The sequence below is a fragment of the Inquilinus limosus DSM 16000 genome (assembly GCF_000423185.1).
Lineage (GTDB): Bacteria > Pseudomonadota > Alphaproteobacteria > DSM-16000 > Inquilinaceae > Inquilinus > Inquilinus limosus.
This window is the reverse complement of sequence record NZ_AUHM01000041.1, coordinates 18,365-41,652: the sequence shown is the minus strand read 5'-3', so window position 1 is coordinate 41,652 and position 23,288 is coordinate 18,365. Positions and strand designations below refer to the sequence as shown.

Below are 23,288 nucleotides of genomic sequence, written 5' to 3'. Positions count from 1 at the left end.
GTGGTGCGGGCCGGGGCGTGCCGCGTTTGAGCGAGACCGGAATTGATGTCGTTCGTCAGCAGGGTATCGGGCCGCGCCGCCCCGGCGCCGGGCTTCGCCGAATTCGTCGGCCTGATCGCCTTCATGATGGCGCTGATCTCGCTGTCGATCGACAACCTGCTGCCGGCCTTCGGCGCCATCCAGGCCGATCTCGGCATCGCCGACGCCAATGCGCTGCAATATGTGCTGACCGCCTACATGGCCGGGTTCGGGGTGATGCAGCTGATCTACGGCCCGGTCTCAGACGTGATCGGGCGGCGGCCGACGCTGATGATCGGGCTGACCGTCTACACTTTCGGCAGCATCCTGGCGATCGTCGCCCACGGCTTCGAATGGCTGCTGATCGCCCGGGCGGTGCAGGGCATGGGCGCCGCCGCGGCGCGCGTCCTGACCGTCACCATCGTGCGCGACCGCTACTCCGGCCGCGAGATGGCGCGGGTGATGTCGCTGACCATGATGGTCTTCATCATCGTGCCGATCTTCGCCCCGGCGATCGGCCAGGTCTTCCTGGTGCTCGGCGGCTGGCACGCGATCTTCGTCAGCATGCTGGCGCTGGCCCTGGTGCAGATCGTCTGGTTCAACCTGCGCATGCCGGAGACGCTGCATCCCGAGTACCGCAAGCGCTTCTCGCTGCCGACCATCCTCGGCGCCGCGCGGCGCTGCGTCACCACCCGGGTGTCGATCGGCTACGCCACCGCCATGGGGCTGATGATGGGGGCGCTGATGTCCTATCTCGGCTCTTCCCAGGCGATCTTCGAGACTGATGTCTACGCCCTCGGCGCGATGTTCCCGATGGCCTTCGGGCTGATCGCCGCGGTCATGGGCTTCGCCTCCTTCCTCAATTCCCGGCTGGTCCGCCGGCTCGGCATGCGGCGGATGTCGCACACCGGAATCTGCGGCTTCGTCGCCGTCGGCGCGCTGCAGGTGGCGCTGGCCTTCGCCTTCGCCGGCAAGCCGCCGCTGTTCCTGTTCGGCGTGGTGTTGGCCGCCAACATGTTCCTGTTCAGCCTGACCGTGCCGAACTTCAACGCCATGGCGATGGAGCCGCTGGGCGATATCGCCGGCACCGCCTCCTCGGTGTTCGGCAGCTACACCACGATCGTCAGCGCGGTCCTCGGCGCGGTGGTCGGCCAGGCCTTCGACGGCACGGTGGTGCCGCTCGGCTTCGGCTATTTCGGCCTCGGCCTGCTGGCGCTGCTGATCGTGTTGTGGACCGAGCGCGGCCGGCTGTTCGTGCCGCACCATCCGGACCCGGTGAGGTAGGGTTTCCCTCCGGGCCGGATCGGCTAAATCTGTCCCGAGGCCCTGTTCCCAGACGTGCGGAGACCGCCAATGCGCCAGCAGACCTCCTTCCTGTTCGACCTCGACGGCACGCTGGTCGACAGCGTCTATCACCACGTCATGGCCTGGCGCGAGGCGCTGGAGGCCGAGGGCATCGAGCTGTCGGTCTGGCGCATCCACCGCAAGATCGGCATGAGCGGCGGCCTGTTCACCAACATGCTGCTGCGCGAGACCGGCCTCGACATCAGCGAGGAGCGTGTGGAGCGGCTGCGCCGCCGCCACGCCGAGGCCTACAACCGCCACTCGGAGCAGAGCGTGCCGCTGCCCGGGGCGCGCGAGCTGCTGGCCTGGTTGACCGAGGCCGGCATCCCCTGGGCGATCGCCACCAGCGGCCGGATGGAGACGGCGCGGCCGGTGATCGAGAATCTGGGCGTCGACTTCAACAAGGTGCCGGTCGTCACCCGCGACATGGTGAAATACGCCAAGCCGGACCCCGATCTGTTCCTGGCCGCGGCCGAGAAGCTGGGCGTGCCGATCGAGCGCGCTACGGTCGTCGGCGACAGCGTCTGGGACATGCTGGCGGCGCAGCGGGCGCGGGCGCTGGGCATCGGCTTCCTGTCCGGCGGCTACGGCCAGGACGAGCTGGAGCGCGCCGGCGCCTATCGGGTGTTCGAGGATCCGGCCCAGATGCTGCTGCAGATCGACGAGGTCGGCGGCCGTCTTTGAATCCGGTTCCCCGCACGGGCGCGTAAGCCATCCGTAAGCCGGTGCCGGTCAGGATCCCTGTCAGCCGCGATCGCGGCAGGGATCTGGAGGGACCGACATGCTGGCTTTGCTCGACGAACCGGCCCTGGAGCGGGACGACGCCCTGGCGGCGCTGGACCGGCTGGCCCACGGCATGGCGCTGGTGGCGCCCGGCGGACGGGTGCTGTTCCTGAACCGGGCGGCCGCGGCCGTCGTCGCCGCCCGGGACGGGCTGGCCATCGGCCTCGGCCGCGTGCTGCGCGCGTGGCGGCCGGCCGAGGATGCGGCCCTGCAGCGGCTGATCGCGCCGGCGGAGTCCGGCTTGGCCGGCGGCTGCCTCGCCGTCAGCCGCCCTTCAGGCGCGCGGCCCTATGCGGTGCAGGCGGCGCCGCTGGGCTCCGCCCTGCGGCCGGCGGACCGCGCCCCGGCGCCGGCGATGCTGCTGATCCTCGACCCAGAAGCCGGGCCGGAGCCGTCGCCCGCGACGCTGCAGCGCCTCTACGGTCTGACGACGGCGGAGGCACGGGTGGCGCTGCTGAGCCTGCGCGGCGCCGGGCTGCGGCCGATCGCCGAGGAGCTGTCGGTCTCCGTCTCCACCGTCCGCATCCATCTGCAGCGCGTGTTCGAGAAGACCGGCACGCACCGCCAGGCCGCGCTGGTGCGGCTGCTGCTGGGGGCCGGGCTGATCGCGGGTAAGTGAGGCCAGCCGGGGCATCAAGACGAAGCTCATGAGCTTCTATTAAGCTCGCATCTCAAAATTTAGCTTGAGCTACATTTGAATTGATGCGAGGGATTCGCATCGGGATGGCGATGCGAAGGAAGAGGCTCATGGTGAGGTCGAAGGTTCTGGGCGCGCTGGCGGCGGTGCTGGCGCTGGCGGGCGTGCTGTCGGCCGGGGGCGCTGCGGCCGAGACGGCGCGGCCGAAGCGGATCGTCACCACCTTCACCATCCTGCAGGACATGGCCCAGGCCGTGGCCGGCGACGCGGCGATCGTCGAATCGATCACCAAGCCGGGGGCGGAGATCCACGACTACGACCCGACGCCGCTCGACATCGTCAAGGCGCAGGACGCCGACCTGGTGCTGTGGAACGGCCTCGGCCTCGAGCGCTGGTTCGAGAAGTTCTTCCAGGGCGTCGAGGACGTGCCGAGCGTGGTGGTGACCGACGGCATCCAGCCGATCTCGATCACCGAGGGCCCCTACACCGACAAGCCGAACCCGCACAGCTGGATGTCGCCGGCCAATGCGGTGATCTATGTCGAGAACATCAGGAAGGCGCTGGTCGCGCTCGACCCCGCCAACGCCGCCACCTACGACCGCAACGCGGCCGCCTACACCGCCGAGCTGAAGGCGCTGGACGCCCCGATCCGCGAGGCGCTGGCGAAGATCCCGGCCGACCAGCGGATGCTGGTGAGCTGCGAGGGCGCCTTCTCCTACCTCGCCCGCGACTACGGGCTGAAGGAGGGCTATCTCTGGGCCGTCAACGCCGACGAGGAGGGCACGCCGCAGCAGATCCGCAAGGTGATCGACACGGTGCGCAGCGGCCATGTGCCGGTGGTGTTCTGCGAGAGCACGGTCAACGACAAGGCGATGCAGCAGGTGGCGCAGGAGACCGGCGCCCGCTTCGGCGGCACGCTCTATGTCGACAGCCTGACCACCGAGGACGGGCCGGCGCCGAGCTATCTCGCCATGCTGCGCTACAACGCCAAGCTGATCCAGGAGGGCTTCGATGTCGGGCAGTGAGGCTCCCTCCATCGCCGTCTCCGGCGTCACCGTCCGCTACCGCGCCGGCAACGTCGCGCTCAGCGACGTCTCGCTGACCCTCGACCGGCCCAGCATCTGCGCCCTGATCGGCATGAACGGCAGCGGCAAGTCGACCCTGTTCAAGGCGATCATGGGCTTCGTCGCGCCGGCCGCGGGCTCGGTCGAGATCTGCGGCCGTCCTGTGGCCTGGGCGCAGAAGGCCAACATCGTCGCCTATGTGCCGCAGACCGAGGAGGTGGACTGGAGCTTCCCGGTCTCGGTCCGCGACGTGGTGATGATGGGCCGGCAGGGCCGCATGGGCTTCCTGCGCATCCCGTCGGCCGCGGACCGCGACGCGGTGGCCCGGAGCCTGGAGCGGGTCGGGATGCAGGACTTCGCCGGCCGCCAGATCGGCGAGCTGTCCGGCGGCCAGCGCAAGCGGGTGTTCCTGGCCCGGGCGCTGGCGCAGGAGGCGCGGATCATCCTGCTGGACGAGCCCTTCACCGGGGTCGACGTCAAGACCGAGCGCGCCATCACCGGGATCCTCGCCGGGCTGCGCGATGCCGGCCACCTGATCCTGGTGTCGACCCACAACCTGGCGAGCGTGCCGGAATTCTGCGACCAGGCGGCGCTGATCCACCGCAGCCTCGTCGCTTTCGGCCCGGTCGACGAGGTCTTCACCGCCGATAACCTGGCCCACACCTTCGGCGGCGCGCTGCACCAGCTGCCCTTCGGCCTGGCCGGCCTGGGCAAAGCCGAGCTGCGGTTGCAGGCGGCGGGATGACCGGGCTGCTGGACCTGCTGGCCGAGCCGTTCGGCTACCAGTTCATGGTCAAGGCGATCCTGGGCGGCGGCGCGGTCGGGGCGGTCTGCGCCGTACTGTCCTGCTTCGTCACGCTGAAGGGCTGGTCCCTGCTGGGCGATGCGCTGTCCCACGCCGTGGTGCCGGGCGTCGCGCTGGCCTATCTGGCGGGCGCGCCCTTCATCCTCGGCGCCGTCATCGCCGGCATGCTCGCGGTCGTCGGGATCGGCGCGATCGAGCGCGCCACGCGGCTGCGCGGCGACGCGGTGATCGGCGTCGTCTTCACCGCCTTCTTCGCCCTCGGCCTGCTGCTGATCTCGCTGTTCCCCAGCAATCTCAGGCTGACCACGATCCTGTTCGGCAACCTGCTGGGCATCGCCGATGCGGATCTGTGGCAGCTCTTCGCCGTCGGCGCCGGCTGCGTCCTGGTGGTGGCGGTGACGTGGAAGGACCTGCTGCTGTACTGCTTCGACGCGCAGCACGCCCGCGCCATCGGCCTGCCGACCGGGCGGCTGCACCTGCTGCTGCTCGGCCTGTTGTCCCTGACCGCGGTGTCGGCGCTGCAGGCGGTGGGGGCGCTGCTGGTCGTCGCCATGCTGATCACGCCCGGCGCCACCGCCTACCTGCTGACCGACCGTTTCCCGCGCATGCTCGGGCTCGCCGCCGCGATGGGCACGGTGACGGCGATGGCCGGCGCCTATGCCAGCTATTTCCTGGACGGGTCGACCGGCGGGCTGATCGTGCTGTTCCAGACCGGGCTGTTCCTCGTCGCCCTGGCCCTGGCGCCCAAGCACGGGCTGCTGCGGCGGGCGAGGGTGGAGGAGGCGGGGCCGTGAACACACTCCTGTCCCTGCTTGACGCCGCGGCCGAGCCGCTGCGCCACGGCTTCATGGTCGAGGCGATGCTGATCGCCGCCTTCGTCGGCACGGTCTGCGCCGCGCTGTCCTGCTTCGTGGTGCTGAAGGGCTGGGCGCTGGCCGGCGATGCCATCTCGCATGCGGTGCTGCCCGGCATCATCCTGGCCTATGTCGCCGGGCTGCCGATGTCGCTCGGCGCCGTCGCCAGCGGCATGGCCTGCGTGCTCTCGGCCGGCGCGATCGAGGCGCGCTGCCGGGTCAAGAGCGACGCCGTGCTCGGCATCGTCTTCACCGGATTCCTGGCCTTCGGCCTGGTGCTGCTGGTGGAGACGCCGAGCGACATCCACTTCATGCATGTGCTGTTCGGCAACCTGCTGGGCATCGAGCCGGCGGACAGGATCCAGACGCTCGCGGTCGGCTCGGTCACCCTCCTGGCCGTGCTGCTGCTGCGCAAGGATCTGATCCTGTTCTGCTTCGACCCCGGCCAGGCCCGGTCGATCGGGATCTCGCCGCGGCGGCTGGAGCTGATCCTGCTGCTGCTGGTCGCCGCCACCATCGTCGCGGCGCTGCAGGCGGTGGGCGTGGTGCTGGTGATGGCGATGCTGGTGACGCCGGGCTGCGTCGGCCTGCTGCTGGCCGACCGCTTCGGCCGGGTGATGGCGGTGGCGGTCTGCTCCGCCGTGCTGTCGAGCGTTATCGGCACTCTCGCCAGCTTCTGGCTCGACGGCGCCACCGGCCCGTCGATCGTGGTGGTCCAGGCCCTGCTGTTCGGCCTGGCCTTCCTGTTCGCCCCGCAGAAGGGGCTGCTGCGGCAGCGGGCCGTCGCCTGACCGCTCCGCTGTGACCCGGGTAACCGTCGCTTCCGCGCATCGCTGCCACGCTGGGGACATGGCCGGCCCGACCGGGCCGGCCGCGAACCCTAGCGAAGGCGAACGGAGATGCCAGACGACGTTCCCTACATCCTCGGCCATTCCGGCGCCGAGCTGCGCCGCCTGAAGCTGCAGGCGGCGATCCTGCGGCCGATCACGAGGCGCCTGCTGCTGGAGGCCGGGATCCGGCCGGGCATGCGGGTGCTCGACATCGGCTGCGGCACCGGCGACGTGTCGCTGCTGGCGGCGGAGCTGGTCGGCCCCACCGGCACGGTGGTCGGGATCGACCGCAGCGCCGAGGCCGTCGCGGCCGCCCGCGGCCGGGCCGGGGCCCTCGGCCGCAGCGGCGTCGCCTTCCATGTGGCCGAGGCGGAGGCCTTCGACCATCCCGCGCCCTTCGACCTGGCGGTCGGCCGCTACGTGCTGGTCCACCAGGCCGACCCCGCGGCGATGATCCGGGCCGCGGCGGCGCGCGTCCGGCCGGGCGGCGCCGTCGCCTTCCACGAACTCGTGCTCTGCGGCGAAAGCCCGACGCGGCCGCCGGTGCCGCTGGTGAGCCAGATCTGGGACGGGGTCATGGCGGCCTTCGCCTCGGTGCTGCCGCATCCGGACGCCGCCAGCCGGCTGGTCGAGCATTTCCACCACGCGGGGCTGGGGACGCCGGCCCTGTTCTGCGAGACCCCGGTCGGCGGCGGCCCGGATTCGCCGGTCTACGCCTGGTTCGTGCAGACCCTGCGCAGCGTGCGGCCGCAGCTCGCGCGGATCGGCGCGCCCGTGCCGGCCGACATCGACACGCTGGAGGACCGCCTGCGCGATGCGGCGGTGGCCGCGCGCAGCCAGGTGGTGGGCCCGGCCCAGTTCTGCGCCTGGGCACGGGTGTAACTGCCGCGGGGCACCTGCTGACGAAGGACCGGTCGAGACGCCCGGGTTGGGAATATCGATCCCTGGCCGCCAGCCGAGCCGCGGCCTATCATGACGTCCTGGTCCGGCAGGGGGAGCCATGGCTGGCCATAGACACGCCGTCAAAGCAGATGTCGATGCGCTGGCGAAGTTCCTGGCGGAGCTGGGGACGTCGGCGCCGTCACACTATGCCTTCGTCCGGCGCGGCAAGGTGATGTGCTTCTACGCGGATTCCGACGCCGCGTTGGAAGCGGGCCTGCGCTCGTTTCCGGACCACGAGTTCTCCGTGATCGATGTTCAGGCCCAGAAGGTGGTCCTTCCGCACTGATCTCCAGGAACTCGCGATGATCCATCCGCAGGGTCACGCGCCCACCGAAGCGGATCGGCGATGCCGTCAAGCCGCGCGGAGGGCGCGTCGGCTGCGGGCGGATCTGAGCAGGACATCGCCGACCACGGCGGCCATGACGATGCCGCCGCCGATCCAGGTCGACGGGGACGGCGCCTCGCTGAAAACCAGCCAGACCCACAGCGGCGCCAGGGGGTTTTCCAGGCTGCCGATCAGGGCCGAGCGGGTCGCCGTGATCAGCCGCGTGCCGACGGTCATCAGCAGCAGCCCGAGTCCGAACTGGGCCGTGCCGAACAGGGCCAGCTCGGCCATCTCCGCCGTCGAGACCCTGCCGGGGCTGGCGAAGGGCAGCACCATTGCCGCGCAGAGGAAGGCCGACAAGCAGGCGGCCGGCAGCATCGACACGTGCCGGTGCCGCCGGATGACCACCATCAGCGCGCCGTAGGACAGCACCATCAGGACGGCGAAGCCGTAGCCGGCCATATGCCCCGCGGAGGCGCGGGGATCGAAGATGACCGCGACACCCGCCAGCGCCACGAGGCAGGCGGCGAGGGTGGTCCAATCCTCGCGCTCGCCGGTGACCGCCAGCGCCAGGAGCGCGGCGACGAAGGGCAGCGCCGCATGGACCGTCATCACCTCCGCCACCGGGATGAGGCGCAGCGCGCTGATGTAGCTGATCGAGGCGATGGCGGACAGGATCGTGGCCCACACGCTCGGCCAGCCCATGGCGCGGATCATGCCGGCGATGTCGCGCCGGTGCATCCAGGCGGCGACGGCGCCGATGAAGGCGCCGGCGAAGATCCCGCGCCAGAACAGGACGGTCCAGACATCCAGCTCGATCAGCCGGGTGAAGTATCCGGCCAGGCTGTAGGCGACGGCGGACGCCACGATGAGACCCGTGCCCAGCCCCATGCCTTTGTCGTGGTGCATCGCCGTTCCTCCGGCATCGGCGATGCTCTAGCACAAGGCTCCTGACAATGGTCTGTCAGCAATGTTCGCCGCGCGGGCGGCGCCCTCGGTCTCCCGTCACGCCGTGCGGGTGTTGTGTGAGGCCGAGATCCGCCAGCCGTCGTCACGGCTGAGCACCATGGAGACGAGGCCGGTGCGGTCCTCGGCCGGGGCCTGCGCGTCCTCGCGGAAGCCGGGCCAGCGCCAGGCGGCATGCGCCACCGCGACCGCCGGGGTCAGGCTGCGGATGCGCAGCGGCTCGACCCGGTAGGCGGCGAACTGGCCGCGGATGAAGGCGTCGACCGCCTGGTGGCCGGCCAGGATCTCGCCGCGGCCCTTCCACCAGAGGCCGCGCCAGATGACGAAATCGGCATCCTCGGTGAACAGCTCCGCCCAGCCGGGCATGTCGCCGGCCTGCCAGCGCGCTTGGTAGCGTTCGAACAGCGCCTCGGGGTGCGGTGCGGCGTCGGACATCTCTTCCTCCCTGTCGGGCGTCAATGCGGCCCGATAATGAGAGCCGCAGCACGGGATCTTTCGCAACGGATCCATGCTCGCCCCGGCGACACCCCCGGTGCGCTATGCTTCGCCATGCGCAGGCCGCACCCGATGGGAGCAAGCCGAGATGGACGTCGCCAACCTGGTTCTTCCCGTGTTCGCGATCATCGTCACCGGCTGGCTGGCCGGCTGGTCCGGCTATGTCCCGCGGTCGCTGGCCGACGGGCTGGTGCATTTCGCCTACAACGTCGCGATGCCGGCGCTGCTGATCGTCACCATCGCGCAGGAGCCGGCGCGCAACCTGCTGGAATGGCGCTTCCTGCTGGCCTTCGGCGGCGGCTCCGCCCTGTGCTTCGCGCTGGTGTTCCTGGCCGTCCGGGCCGGGCAGGGGCTCGGCCTTGCCAGCAGCACGATCCACGGCATGGCCGCGGCGATGACCAACACGGGCTTCGTGGCGCTGCCGATCCTGCACTCGATCTACGGCCAGCCCGCCGTGCTGCCCGCCGCCATCGCCACCGTGTTCGTGGCGGGGGTGATGTTCCCGGCGGCCGTTATCCTGCTGGAGAGCGACGGGCGCGGCCGGCCGGGGCGGTCGGTGCGCCCGGCGGCGCTGGCGCGGCAGATCCTGCTCAACCCGATGGTGCTCTCCACCCTGATCGGCCTGGCCTGGGCGATCGCGGGGCTGCCGATCCCGGCGCCGGTCGCGGCCTATCTCAACATCTTCGCGGCGGCGCTGACGCCCTGCGCGCTCTTCGCCATCGGGCTCGGCCTGTCGGCCGCGGGGCTGCGCGCGAATCTCGGGATGTCGGTGATGCTCGCGGCCGTGAAGCTGGTGATCATGCCGCTGATCGTCTACGGCCTGTGCGTGGCGTCGGGCCTGAACCCGCTCTACACCATCGCCGCCGTCGTCTGCGCCGCCGTGCCGACCGCGAAGACGATGTACATCCTGGCCGGCGAGTACAAGGTGGAGGAGCCGCTGGTGGCCGCGACGGTCTCGGTCACGACGCTGCTGTCGGTGCCGACGCTGCTGATCTGGCTCACGGCCCTGTCGGGGCTCGCGGCACGGGCGGGCTAGTCGCGCGGATGGATCAGGAGCCAGGGGCTCGGCTCCCGCTCCACGAACTCCCGCTCGACATGACGCAGGACATGGCGCTGGCCGGCGAAGGGCACCATCCCGGCCGCCTCGTCGAAGCCGACCCAGCGGAACTCGCTGTGCTCCGGGTTCAGCCGCACCGCGGCGTCCGGCGGCGCAATGCCGACGAAGACCGGCAGCAGGCTGATGGCGTCGCGGTCCGCCTCGTAGAACTGCTCGCAGATATCGGCGGAGTACAGCCGATCCGGCACCAGCCCGGTCTCCTCCCGCGTCTCGCGCAGCGCCGCCTGCCAGGCGGTCTCGCCGGGCTCGATGGCCCCGGCGATCTGGCACCATTCTCCCGCGAGTGAGCGGGTGCGGCGGAGCAGCAGCACCTCGGCTCCCGATGCGACATGCCGGACGACGACGACCGAGACGGCGAAGCTTCGGATCGGGATTTCCTGCATCGGCCTTATGTCGCCTTCGAGGGCTCGCTAGTCATGGTATGGCGTGGCCGCTATCCGCCCGCGACCAGTACGATCATGAGTAGTGAGAATGTCAAGACGAAGATGGCGGCAAAAAAATATAATGTCGATTTTAGAATAGTTCTTGATCTTCTCGGTATCTCTCCTAATTCTTGAGCATGGCGCATCATAAAATGTAAAAATAAGAAGCTAAAAATCAAAGATGCGAGATGAGTTGTAAGAGATCCTGCTGTTGTTTTGATAAAAGGAAACCATTCGTCGGGATTAAAAATTTTATAGTTTGTAAAAAGGATCGCCATAAGGAACGCAGCAATTCCGCCGAACCAGAATCGTGTGAAGCGAAGGTGAATTCTCATCGGCGGCTTCCTTGCGATCGTGTGGACGCCGAGGGCGTCGGCTCATCTTGGGGCATAGGCAGCTACCTGTTTGAGTGCAGTTCTAGAAGGAACATTCCGACGTCAGGCCAATAAGCAAAATAAGGCACAAAGAAATCCGTTTAAATATTCTCTTCGCCCTTGGCGATATCCCTTCGATCGCTTGGCTTTCTCCGTGCATGAGGCACAAGAATATCAGCATGGAAAGTGTGCCCATCAGATTGGCGGCAAACACTCCATAGGTTGATTGGGCAAACTGAAGCCATCCGGGAAGATTGAAATCTTGATAGCTGTTGAAAATCCAGTTCGCAGCTAAGGCGATCATTCCGCAAAAGAAGATCAGATTGGAACGAGAGGCTGTGCTCATCCGCGGCGACCCTGATCTCATATAGGCGACAACGGCGCCCGCTCACTACGCCGGCGCGGCACGCACTGTCGGAAATCTCTCATGCAAATCAATTCTGCTCTATGACGATGCCATCATCGACCAGCCGGCGTGTCAATCGGATGATGCGACTTCGTGCCTATCCGCCCACCGCCGCCAGCGCCCGGCCGGTGAAGGCGCGGTGCCGTTCCCGCAGACGGCGCTCCTCCTCCGGCTCCAGGCCCCAGCCGGGCAGGCCGGCGATGGGGCGCAGCGCCGCCCATAGATCCCAGAGGGGGAGGGCGGTGGTGTCGATTTCGGAGAGGGCGAGGTAGTGGCGGGTGAGGGCGGCCACGGCGTCTTCGCCATGGGCGATGAACAGCTCCAGCCGGGCGTTGGCCAGGTCGGCCAGCGGGGCGCCGACGGCCGCGTCCTCCCAGTCCACCACCGCCTGCAGCCGGCCGCCGCGCCACAGCAGGTTGCCGGGCCAGAAGTCGCCGTGCAGCAGCGCAATCGGGCTGCGGCGGGGCGGGGGCCAGGCGGCGGCCAGGGCGGCGCGCAGGCGGGATTCGGCCAGGGTCTCGTCCGGCTCGGGCCGGTGCCGGGCGATCAGCGCCGCCGCCTGATCCTCCTGCCGCGGCAGGAACGGCACGGCGGAGGCCGGCACGCGGTGGATCGCGGCCAGGGCCTCGGCCAGCCGGCGCATATGGTCGTCGGGATCGGCCGGCACATCCTCCGTGTCGCCCTCGACGAAGCCCTGCAGCAGGAAGGGCGTGGGCAGGATCGTGCCGCTCGTGTCCAGGTGCAGCGGCGCCGGCGCGGGCACGCCGGCCGCCTGCAGCGCCTGCAGCAGCCGGAACTCGTGCGTCGCGACGTCCGGGTCGCGCGCCAGATCGGTGGCGCCGTGCCGGCGCAGCACCAGGGTCTCGGCCCGCCCGTCCGGATGCGCAACCTCCAGCGCCACCACCTGGGCCGAGACGCCACCGGCCAAGGGGCGGACGGTCCGCAGGCGGGCGCCTGGGGCGACGCGCCGGAGGATCCGGGCCCAGTTGTCGTGTTCCGCCGCGGTCATGCGCTCCATCCCCATCGCCAGGCCGTGAAGAGGTAGCGCATCCGCGGCCCGGTGGCGAGGCGCCCGGCGAAGCGGGAAGCGCCGTTCTGCTTGCGGGATCAAGCCAGCCCTCACTTCCTTCCCGTCCCCTCCTGCAACGGCTGCCGGATTCGCACATCTGCGGATCGGCAGGACAGTCGTGGATGCGAGAGCGGATTGCCTCTCCCGCAAGCGAGTTCTTTTCAGATATCCAACACCGTCATTGCGAGCGCTGCGAGGCAATCCAGGGCGGCTCGCACCGGCCCCTGGATTGCTTCGTCGGCTTCGCCTCCTCGCAATGACGATGAGGGCGGGTGTTCTGAAAAGGTCTCGCAAGCGGGAGAGGCAACAGGCCTGCCGCGGCTATCCGTACCTCCGCAGGACCGGGGGTGATCGGGCTACCGGCCCAGCGCGATGGCCGAGCCGGTGAAGGGCACCACCAGCGCGTAGCCCTGCGGCGCCGGCTGGATCGGCGCGCCCGCGGCGGTGCCGAACTGGGTGACGCCCCGGCCGAGATGCTCCGCGACGTCGTGGCGGCCGCCGGCGAAGTCGAAGGGCGTGCTGGCGACCAGGCGGGCGGAGAACACGTTGGTGCCGACCAGCGCCGCCGCCGCCGTGCCGTCGGGCGCGGTGACCGTGGTGCCGACCACCAGGCTGGTGCGGCGGAAGGTGGCGATGCATTCGCCCTGGGCGAAAGAGGCCGGGTCGTCGAAGGTCCCGGCCGGCCGGCGCTGCAGGTACAGCGAGAACTCGCCGACCGGATCGACCCCGAGCTGCAGCGCGCCGTTGCCGACGCCCCGCGCCTGGAACGGCCTGGCGGCGAAGGTGAAATGGGCGGTCGCCTCGCTGCGCTTGCCGTCGAACAGCGGCACGTCGAGGAAGGGCAGGTGCAGGAAATAGCCGTAATCCGCCACCGGGCCATCCTGCTCGGCCTGGTAGAAGCGGCCGGTGACATACCAGGCGAGCTCGGCGGGGAGGAGGGCGGGCATGGGGTGGTCCGTCCTGCTGGAACTAATCTTACGGTAGCATGGATCGAGCGGGTGGACGCAGCGGAAAGTCTCTCCAATGCGGCTGGGACGCAGTTCTCCTCGGTCCTGCACCCAGCCTTCGGCGCAAGGGCGGAGCCGCTTCCCAAAACGCATATTGGAACGATATTTTGAGAAATATGTGTGAGAATCATTGACAGAAGCTCAAGCGAATCACCATCCTTTCGTCACACTGTCGCGCAATATGTGCGCGAAATTCGATGGATATGGATGCCATGGCCGCAGCGAAGTCCGAAAAGCCCGTTCAGATCGAAGCCAAGCACGCTAAGTTTCGGGAGCTGGCAGAGAGCAGGACCAATAAGGCAATTGAGGCCATCTCCCGCATTGGGAATCTATCGAATCGACAAATTTACGAGTTTGAGAGTGCCGAAGTCCGTAAGATCATTCGTGCTTTAAGGGATGCCATTTCTGTAGTCGAAAGTCGTTTTGAGAACCCACGAGGCAAGATCGGCGGGAGTTTTAAACTCTAGGAGTCTGCAATATGACCAACGCTGTCGCTGCTCTGGAAGTTGCTGACGAACCTTTTTTGGTGAGCAGCCTTATCGAGCGCTGTCCGAAGACGATGATGCTTCGCGAGCTGATGCAGAATGCTCTCGAGGCTGCCAAGCTGGCTCCTGAAGGCCGCCGTCTTGTCGAAGTCAGTGCTATCAATATGGGCGGAGTGCCAAAACTGGCAATTTGGAACACCGGTCCCGGCATGGATGCGGCGAAGCTCATGCATATCTGCAATATCGCGGCTTCGCATGGGAAAGAGAAAAGTCTTACTGGCAACTTTGGGATGGGTGCAAAGGTCGCCTCACTTCCATCCAATCAACTCGGGATGCGCTATCGGTCCTGCAAGGATGGGCGCGTTCACGAGGTCATTCTATGCAAACGCGAGGGGGTTTATGGACGGCTCCGTCGCCTTGATCCAGAGACGGGCGAATACTATGAGGTGATTGATGCCACTGAGTTGGCAGTCGAGGATGGCCGTTCGCTCGATGAAGAGTGGACCGAAGTCGTTCTGCTCGGGAACAATGCCGGACAGGACACCGTACGGGATCCGTACAACGGCGACCCGGAGCAGGATAGTCAATGGCTTGCTACTTATCTTTACCATCGTTTTTATAGGCTGCCCGATGGAGTGACGGTAACTCTGAAGAAGGGGGCAAACAAGCTAGATGGAAATAGACAATTTGAAACCATTCCCCAACGTGTACCGAAGTTTTTTGAGCGCTATGAGACTGTCGATGTCCCCGGCGGAATAAAGATTCACTATCTCTTTGACGCGCCTTACGAAAAGACGACAGGACCTGGGCATAACAAATCCATCAGTGGCGCTGTGGCCTCCGCGGTCAGTACGTGTGCGATCGTCTATCGAGACGAAATGTACGATGTGCGAAAGAGTCGTACCTGGATGTTCGATGCGCCAATCTTCGGAATCACTTTCGGCGCTAAGCACATTTCGGTTCACATTGAATTGCCACCAGACTACCCGGTGGTACCCGAGGCCTACCGAACCTCACTTCAATACATGATGGGCGACCAGAGCGAGGTCGAGGCCACGCACTTTGCCGAGCTTGTGCGTGAACATCGGCCTGCTTGGTTGATCGAGCTGATTTCATCGTTCGCACCAGATAGTCAATCGAGTGACGAGATTCGGAACGAGCTTCAAAAGCTTTTGAACCAGCTTCGTGTAAAGCGCATCAGTCCAAGGGTTATGCACCAGGGATCGGAACCTGTGGAAGTGGGCTATGGGCCGGGAGCCGAGAGGGAACGCGGTGAGAGCGGCGGCAGCGGCTCCGGCACGCGTGAGCGTCCGACTGATCTTTCTATTGTCCCCACTGGAGCGAAGCGTGCCGAGATATTTAAGAATGCTGAGCGTGCTCCAGAGATCGTCCTGCTTCGTGACGAAACTGAGATTGAAGAAAAAGGCCTTCGAGGGCGGGCAGCACGCTTCTACATGGACGCCGGACAACTTTTTGTGAACCTAACCTATCCAGCAATTTCGGAGATGAAGGCACAACTTGAAGCTGAGTACGCGGACGCCAATGACCCTGAGATAATGCGCCGCTTGGCGCTTGAGCATTCGGAACGGACGATGGTGCTCCGCGTTGGCCGAACTGTAGTCTATGCGCTCGCTAAGCAATTGAATAAGGAATGGGATCAAAAGGCTCTCGAAACCGCTTCGTCTCCGGAAAGTCTATCTATGGCAGCGGACGATTTCGCTGACGCTATGCAAAACGTACGGCGGGCAATCGGCAAGGCGCTGCGAGTCAATCGACAAGCCGGCGAGATGCCAGAGCTCGCGGATGCAGCCGAGACCCTGTAGCGAAAGATCTCACACCCCCGTCTGCGCCGACAGCAGCACCATCGCCCGGCCCTGCAGCTCGAAGGTCTCCCCCGCCGGCAGGCGCCCGCGGGGTGGGGCCTCCGGATCGGCAGTATCCACCAATGCCGTCCAGAAGGCGCCATCCGGCACCTCCGGCAGCAGGAAGGGCACCGGCTCGTGGTGGGCGTTCAGGAGGAGCAATAGCGTCGCCTCGGAGCCGCGGCGGCGGATGCCGGTGGGCTGGGCGCGGCCGTCGATCAGCATGCCCAGGCACCTTGTCTGCCCGTTGGACCAGTCGCCGTTCTCCATCTCCCGCCCGTCGGGGCGCAGCCAGGCCACGTCCTTGACGTCCAGCTCCTCGTTGTAGAGGCCGGTCAGGAAGCGGCTGCGGCGCAGCACCGGGAAGCGCTGGCGCAGCGCGATCAGCCGGCGCACGAACTGGGTCAGCTTCCGGCCGTCCTCGCCGATCGCCTCCCAATCCACCCAGCCGATCTCGTTGTCCTGGCAATAGGCGTTGTTGTTGCCCTTCTGGGTGCGGCCGAACTCGTCGCCGCCCAGGATCATCGGCGTGCCCTGGGCCAGGAGGAGGGTGGCCAGGAGGTTGCGCTTCTGCCGCTCGCGTAGGTCGCGGATCGCCGGGTCGTCGGTCGGGCCCTCGGCGCCGTGGTTCCAGGACAGGTTGTCGGAATGGCCGTCGCGGTTGTCCTCGCCGTTGGCCTCGTTGTGCCGGTCGTTGTAGGAGACGAGGTCGTGCAGGGTGAAGCCGTCATGGGCGGTCACGAAGTTGACGCTGGCCCAGGGCTTGCGGCCGCGGCGGTTGAACAGGTCGCCGGAGGCGGCGAGGCGCGAGGCCAGGTCGCCGACCTTGCCCTCGTCGCCCTTCCAGAAGCCGCGCACGGTGTTGCGGAAGCGGTCGTTCCACTCCGCCCAGCCCGGCGGGAAGCCGCCGACCTGGTAGCCGCCGGGGCCGAGATCCCAGGGCTCGGCGATCAGCTTCACCCCGGCCAGCACCGGGTCCTGGCGGCAGGTGTCGAGGAAGCCGCCGCCCTCGTCGAAGCCGTGCGCCTCGCGGCCGAGGATGGTGGCGAGATCGAAGCGGAAGCCGTCCACCCCCATCTCGGTGACCCAGTAGCGCAGGCTGTCGGTCACCATCTGCAGCACCCGCTGGTGGCTGAGGTTCAGCGTGTTCCCGGTGCCGGTGTCGTTGATGTAGTGGCGGCCGTCCTGCGGCATCAGCCGGTAGTAGGAAGCGTTGTCGATGCCCTTGAAGGAGAGGGTGGGGCCGCGCTCGTTGCCCTCGGCCGTGTGGTTGTAGACGACGTCGAGAATGACCTCGAGCCCGGCGTCGTGCAGCCGTGCCACCATCTCCTTGAACTCCGCGGTCTCGCCGGTGGCGGAGTAGAGCGGGTGCGGCGCGAAGAAGCCGATGGTGTTGTAGCCCCAGAAGTTGCTCAGGCCGCGGTCCAGCAGGTGCCGGTCCTGGATGAAGGCGTGCACCGGCATCAGCTCGACCGTGGTGACGCCGAGGCTGCGCAGATGGCCGACCACCTCCGGGTGGCCCAGCCCGGCGAAGGTGCCCCGGTGCCGACGCCGCACCGCCGGGTGGCGCATGGTGTAGCCGCGGACATGCAGCTCGTAGACCACGGTTCGGTCCCAGCCGACCGCGGGCGGGCGCGAGCGGCCCCAGGTGAAGGCGGGGTCGACCACCCGGCATTTCGGCATGAAGGGGGCGCTGTCGCGGGTGTCGAAGGACAGGTCCTCCTCCGGCGCGCCGATGGTGTAGCCGAACAGGGCGTCGTCCCAGGCCAGCTGGCCGAGGAGGCGCTTGGCGTAGGGGTCGAGCAGCAGCTTGTTCGGGTTGAAGCGGTGGCCGGCGGCCGGCTCCCAGGGGCCGTGCACGCGGTAGCCGTAGATCGTGCCGGGGCGGGCGTCGGGCAGGTAGCCGTGCCAGACCTCGTCGGTGTATTCCGGCAGCTCGACCCGGGCGGTCTCGCGCTTGCCCTCGTCGTCGAACAGGCACAGCTCGACCCGGGTCGCATTGGCCGAGAACAGGGCGAAGTTCACGCCCAGCCCGTCCCAGGTGGCGCCGAGCGGGAAGGGCTGCCCCTCCAGCACCCGCACGGCGGGGCGTACCGGTTTCCTCATCCGCTTCCCTTCCAGCTCCGCCCCAATCCTGTTCACGGATGTCCCCGGTACGGTTCAATTGCTTCTCCCGCTTGCGGGAGAGGCTATCTGCTCTGGCGTCCGCGCCGATCGCCCGATCCGGCGAAGCAGCCGACGGGTTTCGCCGCCCGTCACAGCGCGTCCCGCCAGCGGGCCCGCCACAGCCGGTAGTCCGCCCCGTATTCGCTGGCCGGGCTGGTCTCGTTGCCGAAGCGGTCGCGGAACGGGTTCAGCACGCGGTGGCCGCGCCAGTCGAACACGTCGGTGGCCGCCGTCGGTCCCAACGCCTCGGCCAGCGCATCGTTCCGCAGGCCGCGCAAAAGGGCGAAGGCGTCGACCGGGCGCAGGCCGAGCCATTCGTCGACATCGGTCGGGCACAGGCAGAGCCGCCGGCGCTTGCGCCAGTGGCCCAGCACGTCCCAGACCACCGGGGCCGGCTCCTCCTCGTCATGCGGCGGGCGGGCGACGGCGCGGATGTCGACACGTTCGGCGAAGCAGCCGGTCAGCTCGACCCGGTCGGGGCCGGTGGCGGTGACCGACAGGCCCAGCCGCTCGAAATGCTCCCGCTGCGGCTCGTCGGGGCTGTGGGTGGGGGACAGCGGGAGGCCATGTCCACCGCGCGCCAGGCCGGGGTTCGAGATCAGGCGCAGCACTCTATTGACCATCGCGACCTCCACCACGTTGCAGCAACACCGGCAGCCGGCCGAAGACGGGGCCGAGATCGACCCGGCTGCCCACACCCCCTCGCACTTCACCCCCGGCATCCATTCCGTCCGGCAGCGCCAGCGCCGTGCCGTCGAAGCCGGCCAGGCCCAGCGCCCCGTTCAGCTTGCCGGCGACGAGCCGCGGCACGGCGACGACCAGGTGCCGCCCGTCCAGCGACCGGCGCCAGGCCACGACATGCTCGGCCGCCGGGCCCTGCGCCGGCACCGGGGCATAGTCGCCGCGGGCGAACAGGGCCGGGTCCTCGCGGCGCAGGCGGAGCAGGCGCTCCGTCAGCCAGTGCTTGATCCGGCCATCCGGCCAGGACGCCGCCAGCTCGGCGGGATCGGCCCCGGCCACGCTGTCGAACCGCTCCGTCAGCCAGGCCCAGTCGACCGGGCGGCGGTTGTCCGGGTCAACCAGCGACAGGTCCCAGCCCTCGGTGCCCTGATACAGGTCGGGCACGCCGGGCAGGGTCATCTGCATGGCCAGCTGGGCCAGGCCATTGACCGCGCCGATGCGGGTGACCCGTTCGGCGAAGGGCGCGACCGCGGCCACGAAGGGGCCGGCCGGGTCCAGGGCGGCGCGGACGAAGCGCTCCAGCCCGGCCTCATAGGCCTCGTCCGGATCGGTCCAGCTGGTCTCGTCCTTGCCCTCGCGCGCCGCCTTCCGCAGGTAGGCCGCGATCCGGCCGGCATAGGCCGCGTCCGGGCCGCCGGCCGGCCAGGTGCCGATCACGGTCTGGTAGAACAGGTGCTCGTGCCGGCGGCTGGGCACCGGGCGGTCGGCGCCGCCGCCGCGATGCGGGGCCAGCAGGGCGGACCAGGCGTCGAGGCCGGCCTCCCACTCCGCCGGCAGCTCGCTCAGCGCCGCGAGGCGGGCGCGGACATCGGCGCCGCGCTTGTGGTCGTGGGTCGACAGCGCCGACAGCGCGTCTGGCCAGTCGCGCCGGCGGCGGGCGAAGATGGCGTGGAATTCCGCCGGGTCGATCCCGAAGCGCTCGGGCCAGCCGCCGACCTCGTTCAGCGAAACCAGCGGGACGTGGCGGTAGAAGGCGGTGTCCTCCACCGCCTTGGCCGCGACGGCGCCGGTCAGCTGCTGGAAGCGGCAGAGGATCCCGGCGGCCTCCTCGCATGGGACGCGGCCGGTGGCGAGCTCCGCCACCAGCGTCAGCGCCTGCCAGCTCGTCGCCGGCAGGGCGGCGCGGGCGGCGCCGATCGCGGCCTCGAGGCCGAAGGCCGTGCCGTCGCCGCTGCCGCCGAGATAGCCGCGATAGGCCGGGAGGCGCTCGATCACCGCGGCCAACGCCTCGCGGATCGCGGGTCGGGTCACGCGGATCGCGGTGCGGGCGTTGTTGCCGTCGACCCAGCCGGAGCGGGCCAGCCGGTCGACGGCGTCGACCAGCGCCTCGAAGGGGGCGGCCAGGCTGGCCTCGATCACGGCGCGGCGGCAGTGCCGGACGGTGTCCGCCATGGTGCCGCGGTCGCCGGTGAAGCGGGCATAGGCGGCGCGGACCGGCCCGGCGGCGGCGGGGTCAAGCTGCAGCGCGTGGAGGAGGTTGGCGACCTCGTAGCCGGTGGTGCCGTCGACCGGCCAGCCGGTGGGCAGCTCCTCGCCCTCGGCCAGGATCTTCTCGACCCAGATGGCGAAGGGCGTGCCGGCGGGGCGGACGGCGTCGACCGCGCGGCGCAGCCGGGCCAGGTAGCCGGCCGGGTCGGCCAGCCCGTCGATGTGGTCGATGCGCAGGCCCTGGACCTGGCCGGCGGCGACGGCGGCGAGGATGCGGCCATGGGTGGCGTCGAACACGGCCGGATCCTCGACCCGCACCGCCACCAGGTCGTCGATGTCGAAGAAGCGGCGGTAGTTGATCCCGGACGCCGCGACCCGCCAATGCGCCAGGCGGTAATGCTGCTGCTCGAGCATGTTGTGCATCTCGTCCGGCACGCTGTGCTCGATCGCGGCGCCGATCGCCACGGTGCCGGGGGCCATGGGCAGGGTATGCCCGGGCACCGTCACGGCAAAGCGGCCGGTCGCCTCGTCGTAGCGCAGGCCGATCTCGCCGGCGTGCAGCGCCTCGCGATAGGGGCGCCCGAGGATCGGCAGCAGCACCCGGCCGGGATGGGCCGGCGCGTCCCAGTCGATGTCGAAGACGGCGGCGTGCGGGCTGGCCCGGCCGTGCTCCAGCACGTCGCGCCACCAAAGGTTGTGGTCCGGGCTGGCCGCCATGTGGTTCGGCACGATGTCGAGGATCAGCCCCAGCCCGTGCGCCCGCAGCGCCTCGGCGAAGCGGGCGAAGCCGTCCTCACCGCCGCGCTCCGGGTCGATCCGGGTCGGGTCGGTCACGTCGTAGCCGTGGACCGAGCCCGGCCGGGCGGCCAGCAGCGGCGAGGCGTAGACATGGCTGATGCCGAGCCGGGCGAGATAGGGCAGGACGGCGCGGGCGTCGTCCAGCGTGAAGCCGGAATGGAACTGCAGCCGCGCGGTGGCGCGGGGCGGCGGCCCGGCCATCGCCGTCATGCCGCCGGCTCCAGCGTCACGACCGCGCCCCAGCCCTCGGCGCCTTCGGCCAGGGCGGCGGCGAGGCCGGGCGCGCTCTCGAACAGGATCTCGCCGGACGGCGCCTCCCAGGCCGGGGCCTTGCCGGGCGCGAGATGGGCGACGATGCGCAGCCAGCCGCCGCCGTTCAGCATCCAGGCGACGTCCAGCATGCGGCCGCGGCTGCGGTCGATGCCGGGGCCGACCCGCCGTGCCGCCAGCAGCGGCACCACCGCGCGGTGGCGGATCTCCAGCAGCCGGCGCATCAGGCCGAGCCGCCGCGCGGCCAGGGGATCGCTCTCCTCCGGCTGCAGCACGGCGGCCTCGAAGGTGGCGGGGTCGAGCGCGTCGGGCAGGGTCTCGGCGGCGTCGGCGAAGCCGGCGAACTGCGCGAACTCCTCGCGCCGGCCGCGGCGCACCGCATCCGCCAGCTCGCCCTCGAAGTCGCAGAAGAAGGGGAAGGGCTGACGGCTGCCCCATTCCTCGCCCATGAACAGCAACGGGATCTGCGGGGCCAGCAGCAGCACCGCGGCCATCGCCTCGACCGCCGCCGGCTCGGCCAGGGCGGTCAGCCGGTCGCCGAGGGCGCGGTTGCCGATCTGGTCGTGGTTCTGCAGGAAGTTGACGAAGGCGGTCGGCGGCAGGTGCGAACAGGGCTCGCCGCGGGTCGCCTTCCGCCGCTCCGACCAGTCGCCCTGGTAGACGAAGCCTTCGGACAGGGCGCGGCCGAGGCGCGGCACCGGGGCATCGGCATAGTCGGCGTAGTAGCCGTCGTCCTCGCCGGTGAGGGCGACATGGGCGGCGTGGTGGAAGTCGTCGTTCCACTGCGCGTCGTAGCGTCCCTGCGGGCCGGGCGTGCCGGCGAGACGCCGCGCCTCGTTCAGGTCGTTCTCCAGCACCAGATGGACGTGCCGATCGGGGAAGGCGGCGCGGAGGGCGTCGGCGATCTCGGTCAGGATGTCCGGCCGGCTGCCATCCTGGATCGCGTGCACGGCGTCGAGGCGCAGCCCGTCGAAGCGGAACTCCTCCAGCCAGTAGAGCGCGTTGTGGCGGAAGAAGGCGCGCACCTCCGGCCGGCGGAAGTCGATCGCCGGGCCCCAGGGCGTGGGCCGGGCGGGGTCGAAGAAGGAGGAGGCGTAGAGCGGCAGGAAGTTCCCGGCCGGGCCGAAATGGTTGTAGACGACGTCCAGCAGCATCATCAGCCCGCGCTGGTGCGCCGCGTCGACCAGGCGCTTGAGGTCGTCCGGCGCGCCGTAGACGGAGGCGGGGGCGAAGGGCAGCACCCCGTCATAGCCCCAGCCGCGCGACCCGGCGAAGTCGGCGACCGGCATCAGCTCGACCGCGGTGACGCCGAGGCCGGCGAGATGGTCGAGCCGCCGCTCCACCGCCGCGAAGCCGCCGGGCCGGCCGATGGCGCCGCAATGCAGCTCGTAGATCACCGCCTCGTGCCAGGGCCGTCCGCGCCAGCTCTGCGCCTGCCAGTCATAGGCGTGCGGGTCGCAGACCAGGGACGGGGCGAAGGGGCCGCCCTGCTGGGCGCGCGAGGCCGGGTCCGGCACCTCGGCGCCGTCGGCCAGCCGGTAGCGATAGGGCGTGCCCGCCGGCACCCCCGCCACCGTGCGGCCGAACCAGCCGTCGTCCAGCCGCTCGAGCGGCAGGGGGGCGTTGTCCTGCCCGAGCAGCAGGGTCACGGCCCCGGCGTCGGGGGCCCACAGGCGGAAGCGCGTGCTGCCGTCCGGGCGCAGGTCGGCGCCGAAGGGCATGGCGTGGCGCGACCGGGCGGACTCCGCCGCGCCCCAGCGGCGAGGGCCGGCCGGCAGGATCCTGTGCCCGGCCGGAACCGGCGGCTGCCGCCGCCGCTTAGCGGCGCTTCGGTGCTGGGACATCCGGGTTCAGCTCCTCGGCGCCTTCCGGCACGCTGTCGGTGCCTTCGCTCTCCTCGGCCAGGATCTCGGCCTCGGCCCGGGCCCAGTGCTCCTGCTGCCCGCCTTCGGGCCGGCCCAGCGCCTCCCAGATCTCGTAGGCGCGCCGGCGGATCCGTTCCTCTCGGTCGCTCATCCTCCACCACCTCCGACTTTAGTATTAGAGCCATTATGCCTCTTTCGTCGGGACCTGCACTGTG

General features: G+C 69.2%; 23 protein-coding genes. 12 read left to right on the top strand and 11 right to left on the bottom strand.

What is annotated here, in order from left to right; translation table 11 throughout:
• Positions 1 to 45: 45 nt before the first annotated feature.
• The 9 genes from G537_RS0127315 (at position 46) to G537_RS0127275 (ending at position 7,563) form a co-directional block, all read left to right on the top strand.
• Positions 46 to 1,302, top strand: coding sequence for a multidrug effflux MFS transporter (locus tag G537_RS0127315; protein WP_026872798.1), 1,257 nt, complete (start codon positions 46 to 48; stop codon positions 1,300 to 1,302).
• Positions 1,303 to 1,371: 69 nt separating this feature from the next.
• Entirely contained in the window at positions 1,372 to 2,046 is a 675-nt protein-coding gene (locus G537_RS0127310; RefSeq protein WP_026872797.1) for an HAD family hydrolase, read from the top strand.
• A gap of 97 nt (positions 2,047 to 2,143) precedes the next feature.
• Entirely contained in the window at positions 2,144 to 2,764 is a 621-nt protein-coding gene (locus G537_RS40220; protein ID WP_051249201.1) for a helix-turn-helix transcriptional regulator, read from the top strand.
• Between the two features lie 128 nt (positions 2,765 to 2,892).
• A complete protein-coding gene (locus tag G537_RS0127300; RefSeq protein ID WP_211230526.1) occupies positions 2,893 to 3,807 on the top strand; it encodes a metal ABC transporter substrate-binding protein in 915 nt (304 codons plus the stop codon).
• Positions 3,794 to 4,591, top strand: a complete 798-nt coding sequence (locus tag G537_RS40215; RefSeq protein WP_064742224.1) for a metal ABC transporter ATP-binding protein — start codon at positions 3,794 to 3,796, stop codon at positions 4,589 to 4,591. Before G537_RS0127300 ends, G537_RS40215 begins: the two co-directional genes overlap by 14 nt.
• Entirely contained in the window at positions 4,588 to 5,445 is an 858-nt protein-coding gene (locus G537_RS0127290; protein ID WP_034853206.1) for a metal ABC transporter permease, read from the top strand. Before G537_RS40215 ends, G537_RS0127290 begins: the two co-directional genes overlap by 4 nt.
• Complete coding sequence (locus G537_RS0127285; RefSeq protein ID WP_211230525.1) at positions 5,442 to 6,296, top strand: metal ABC transporter permease; 855 nt, start codon at positions 5,442 to 5,444, stop codon at positions 6,294 to 6,296. The genes G537_RS0127290 and G537_RS0127285 overlap by 4 nt, the downstream gene beginning before the upstream one ends.
• 108 nt (positions 6,297 to 6,404) lie before the next feature.
• On the top strand, positions 6,405 to 7,217 hold the full coding sequence (locus G537_RS40210) for a methyltransferase domain-containing protein (protein WP_034853204.1): 813 nt from the start codon (positions 6,405 to 6,407) through the stop codon (positions 7,215 to 7,217).
• 118 nt (positions 7,218 to 7,335) lie between these two features.
• The gene (locus tag G537_RS0127275; RefSeq protein ID WP_026872793.1) at positions 7,336 to 7,563 is read left to right on the top strand and encodes a hypothetical protein; all 228 of its coding nucleotides are present in this window, start codon (positions 7,336 to 7,338) and stop codon (positions 7,561 to 7,563) included.
• 66 nt (positions 7,564 to 7,629) lie between these two features.
• Here G537_RS0127275 and G537_RS0127270 read toward each other — a convergent pair whose 3' ends face one another.
• Both G537_RS0127270 and G537_RS0127265 read right to left on the bottom strand, forming a co-directional pair.
• Positions 7,630 to 8,511 carry a DMT family transporter gene (locus tag G537_RS0127270; RefSeq protein WP_051249200.1) on the bottom strand — a complete coding sequence of 294 codons (882 nt, stop codon included), beginning with the start codon at positions 8,509 to 8,511 and terminating at the stop codon, positions 7,630 to 7,632.
• A gap of 96 nt (positions 8,512 to 8,607) precedes the next feature.
• Positions 8,608 to 9,003 (bottom strand): SgcJ/EcaC family oxidoreductase, encoded by a 396-nt coding sequence (locus tag G537_RS0127265; RefSeq protein WP_051249199.1) that lies wholly within the window; start codon positions 9,001 to 9,003, stop codon positions 8,608 to 8,610.
• A gap of 148 nt (positions 9,004 to 9,151) precedes the next feature.
• Here G537_RS0127265 and G537_RS0127260 point away from each other — a divergent pair, with 148 nt between their 5' ends.
• A complete protein-coding gene (locus tag G537_RS0127260; protein WP_026872790.1) occupies positions 9,152 to 10,099 on the top strand; it encodes an AEC family transporter in 948 nt (315 codons plus the stop codon).
• Here G537_RS0127260 and G537_RS0127255 read toward each other — a convergent pair.
• The 4 genes from G537_RS0127255 to G537_RS0127245 form a co-directional block, all read right to left on the bottom strand.
• Complete coding sequence (locus G537_RS0127255; protein ID WP_026872789.1) at positions 10,096 to 10,563, bottom strand: NUDIX hydrolase; 468 nt, start codon at positions 10,561 to 10,563, stop codon at positions 10,096 to 10,098. The genes G537_RS0127260 and G537_RS0127255 overlap by 4 nt on opposite strands.
• Before the next feature lie 456 nt (positions 10,564 to 11,019).
• A complete protein-coding gene (locus tag G537_RS43980) occupies positions 11,020 to 11,322 on the bottom strand; it encodes a hypothetical protein (RefSeq protein WP_155888805.1) in 303 nt (100 codons plus the stop codon).
• 157 nt (positions 11,323 to 11,479) lie between these two features.
• Positions 11,480 to 12,391: a phosphotransferase family protein gene (locus G537_RS0127250; protein ID WP_026872788.1), complete on the bottom strand. Its 912-nt coding sequence runs from the start codon at positions 12,389 to 12,391 to the stop codon at positions 11,480 to 11,482.
• A 416-nt stretch (positions 12,392 to 12,807) separates the two neighbouring features.
• Positions 12,808 to 13,398, bottom strand: coding sequence for a hypothetical protein (locus G537_RS0127245; RefSeq protein ID WP_026872787.1), 591 nt, complete (start codon positions 13,396 to 13,398; stop codon positions 12,808 to 12,810).
• Between the two features lie 272 nt (positions 13,399 to 13,670).
• Here G537_RS0127245 and G537_RS43185 point away from each other — a divergent pair, with 272 nt between their 5' ends.
• Together G537_RS43185 and G537_RS43975 are read left to right on the top strand one after the other, a co-directional pair.
• Complete coding sequence (locus G537_RS43185) at positions 13,671 to 13,925, top strand: hypothetical protein (RefSeq protein WP_081689082.1); 255 nt, start codon at positions 13,671 to 13,673, stop codon at positions 13,923 to 13,925.
• An 11-nt stretch (positions 13,926 to 13,936) separates the two neighbouring features.
• The gene (locus G537_RS43975; protein WP_155888804.1) at positions 13,937 to 15,766 is read left to right on the top strand and encodes an ATP-binding protein; all 1,830 of its coding nucleotides are present in this window, start codon (positions 13,937 to 13,939) and stop codon (positions 15,764 to 15,766) included.
• A gap of 9 nt (positions 15,767 to 15,775) precedes the next feature.
• Here the strand turns inward: G537_RS43975 and glgX are convergent, their stop codons facing one another.
• The 5 genes from glgX to G537_RS40195 all read right to left on the bottom strand — a co-directional run bounded on the left by glgX (position 15,776) and on the right by G537_RS40195 (position 23,224).
• A complete protein-coding gene (gene glgX, locus G537_RS40205; RefSeq protein WP_034853203.1) occupies positions 15,776 to 17,911 on the bottom strand; it encodes a glycogen debranching protein GlgX in 2,136 nt (711 codons plus the stop codon).
• A gap of 149 nt (positions 17,912 to 18,060) precedes the next feature.
• Positions 18,061 to 18,594: a hypothetical protein gene (locus G537_RS0127230; RefSeq protein ID WP_155888803.1), complete on the bottom strand. Its 534-nt coding sequence runs from the start codon at positions 18,592 to 18,594 to the stop codon at positions 18,061 to 18,063.
• Positions 18,584 to 21,148 carry a malto-oligosyltrehalose synthase gene (gene treY, locus G537_RS0127225; RefSeq protein ID WP_026872784.1) on the bottom strand — a complete coding sequence of 855 codons (2,565 nt, stop codon included), beginning with the start codon at positions 21,146 to 21,148 and terminating at the stop codon, positions 18,584 to 18,586. The genes G537_RS0127230 and treY overlap by 11 nt, the downstream gene beginning before the upstream one ends.
• Positions 21,145 to 23,052, bottom strand: coding sequence for a malto-oligosyltrehalose trehalohydrolase (treZ, locus tag G537_RS40200; protein WP_155888802.1), 1,908 nt, complete (start codon positions 23,050 to 23,052; stop codon positions 21,145 to 21,147). Before treZ ends, treY begins: the two co-directional genes overlap by 4 nt.
• Complete coding sequence (locus tag G537_RS40195; protein WP_034853202.1) at positions 23,027 to 23,224, bottom strand: DUF2934 domain-containing protein; 198 nt, start codon at positions 23,222 to 23,224, stop codon at positions 23,027 to 23,029. The genes treZ and G537_RS40195 overlap by 26 nt, the downstream gene beginning before the upstream one ends.
• Positions 23,225 to 23,288 lie beyond the last annotated feature (64 nt).

Bases quoted from the DNA above. Each gene is read 5' to 3' on its own strand.
- G537_RS0127315 (WP_026872798.1), top strand. From the start codon at position 46: ATGTCGTTCGTCAGCAGGGTATCGGGCCGCGCCGCCCCGGCGCCGGGC.
- G537_RS0127310 (WP_026872797.1), top strand. From the start codon at position 1,372: ATGCGCCAGCAGACCTCCTTCCTGTTCGACCTCGACGGCACGCTGGTC.
- G537_RS40220 (WP_051249201.1), top strand. From the start codon at position 2,144: ATGCTGGCTTTGCTCGACGAACCGGCCCTGGAGCGGGACGACGCCCTG.
- G537_RS0127300 (WP_211230526.1), top strand. From the start codon at position 2,893: ATGGTGAGGTCGAAGGTTCTGGGCGCGCTGGCGGCGGTGCTGGCGCTG.
- G537_RS40215 (WP_064742224.1), top strand. From the start codon at position 3,794: ATGTCGGGCAGTGAGGCTCCCTCCATCGCCGTCTCCGGCGTCACCGTC.
- G537_RS0127290 (WP_034853206.1), top strand. From the start codon at position 4,588: ATGACCGGGCTGCTGGACCTGCTGGCCGAGCCGTTCGGCTACCAGTTC.
- G537_RS40210 (WP_034853204.1), top strand. From the start codon at position 6,405: ATGCCAGACGACGTTCCCTACATCCTCGGCCATTCCGGCGCCGAGCTG.
- G537_RS0127275 (WP_026872793.1), top strand. From the start codon at position 7,336: ATGGCTGGCCATAGACACGCCGTCAAAGCAGATGTCGATGCGCTGGCG.
- G537_RS0127270 (WP_051249200.1), bottom strand. From the start codon at position 8,511: ATGCACCACGACAAAGGCATGGGGCTGGGCACGGGTCTCATCGTGGCG.
- G537_RS0127265 (WP_051249199.1), bottom strand. From the start codon at position 9,003: ATGTCCGACGCCGCACCGCACCCCGAGGCGCTGTTCGAACGCTACCAA.
- G537_RS0127260 (WP_026872790.1), top strand. From the start codon at position 9,152: ATGGACGTCGCCAACCTGGTTCTTCCCGTGTTCGCGATCATCGTCACC.
- G537_RS0127255 (WP_026872789.1), bottom strand. From the start codon at position 10,563: ATGCAGGAAATCCCGATCCGAAGCTTCGCCGTCTCGGTCGTCGTCGTC.
- G537_RS43980 (WP_155888805.1), bottom strand. From the start codon at position 11,322: ATGAGCACAGCCTCTCGTTCCAATCTGATCTTCTTTTGCGGAATGATC.
- G537_RS0127250 (WP_026872788.1), bottom strand. From the start codon at position 12,391: ATGACCGCGGCGGAACACGACAACTGGGCCCGGATCCTCCGGCGCGTC.
- G537_RS0127245 (WP_026872787.1), bottom strand. From the start codon at position 13,398: ATGCCCGCCCTCCTCCCCGCCGAGCTCGCCTGGTATGTCACCGGCCGC.
- G537_RS43185 (WP_081689082.1), top strand. From the start codon at position 13,671: ATGGCCGCAGCGAAGTCCGAAAAGCCCGTTCAGATCGAAGCCAAGCAC.
- G537_RS43975 (WP_155888804.1), top strand. From the start codon at position 13,937: ATGACCAACGCTGTCGCTGCTCTGGAAGTTGCTGACGAACCTTTTTTG.
- glgX (WP_034853203.1), bottom strand. From the start codon at position 17,911: ATGAGGAAACCGGTACGCCCCGCCGTGCGGGTGCTGGAGGGGCAGCCC.
- G537_RS0127230 (WP_155888803.1), bottom strand. From the start codon at position 18,594: ATGGTCAATAGAGTGCTGCGCCTGATCTCGAACCCCGGCCTGGCGCGC.
- treY (WP_026872784.1), bottom strand. From the start codon at position 21,148: ATGACGGCGATGGCCGGGCCGCCGCCCCGCGCCACCGCGCGGCTGCAG.
- treZ (WP_155888802.1), bottom strand. From the start codon at position 23,052: ATGTCCCAGCACCGAAGCGCCGCTAAGCGGCGGCGGCAGCCGCCGGTT.
- G537_RS40195 (WP_034853202.1), bottom strand. From the start codon at position 23,224: ATGAGCGACCGAGAGGAACGGATCCGCCGGCGCGCCTACGAGATCTGG.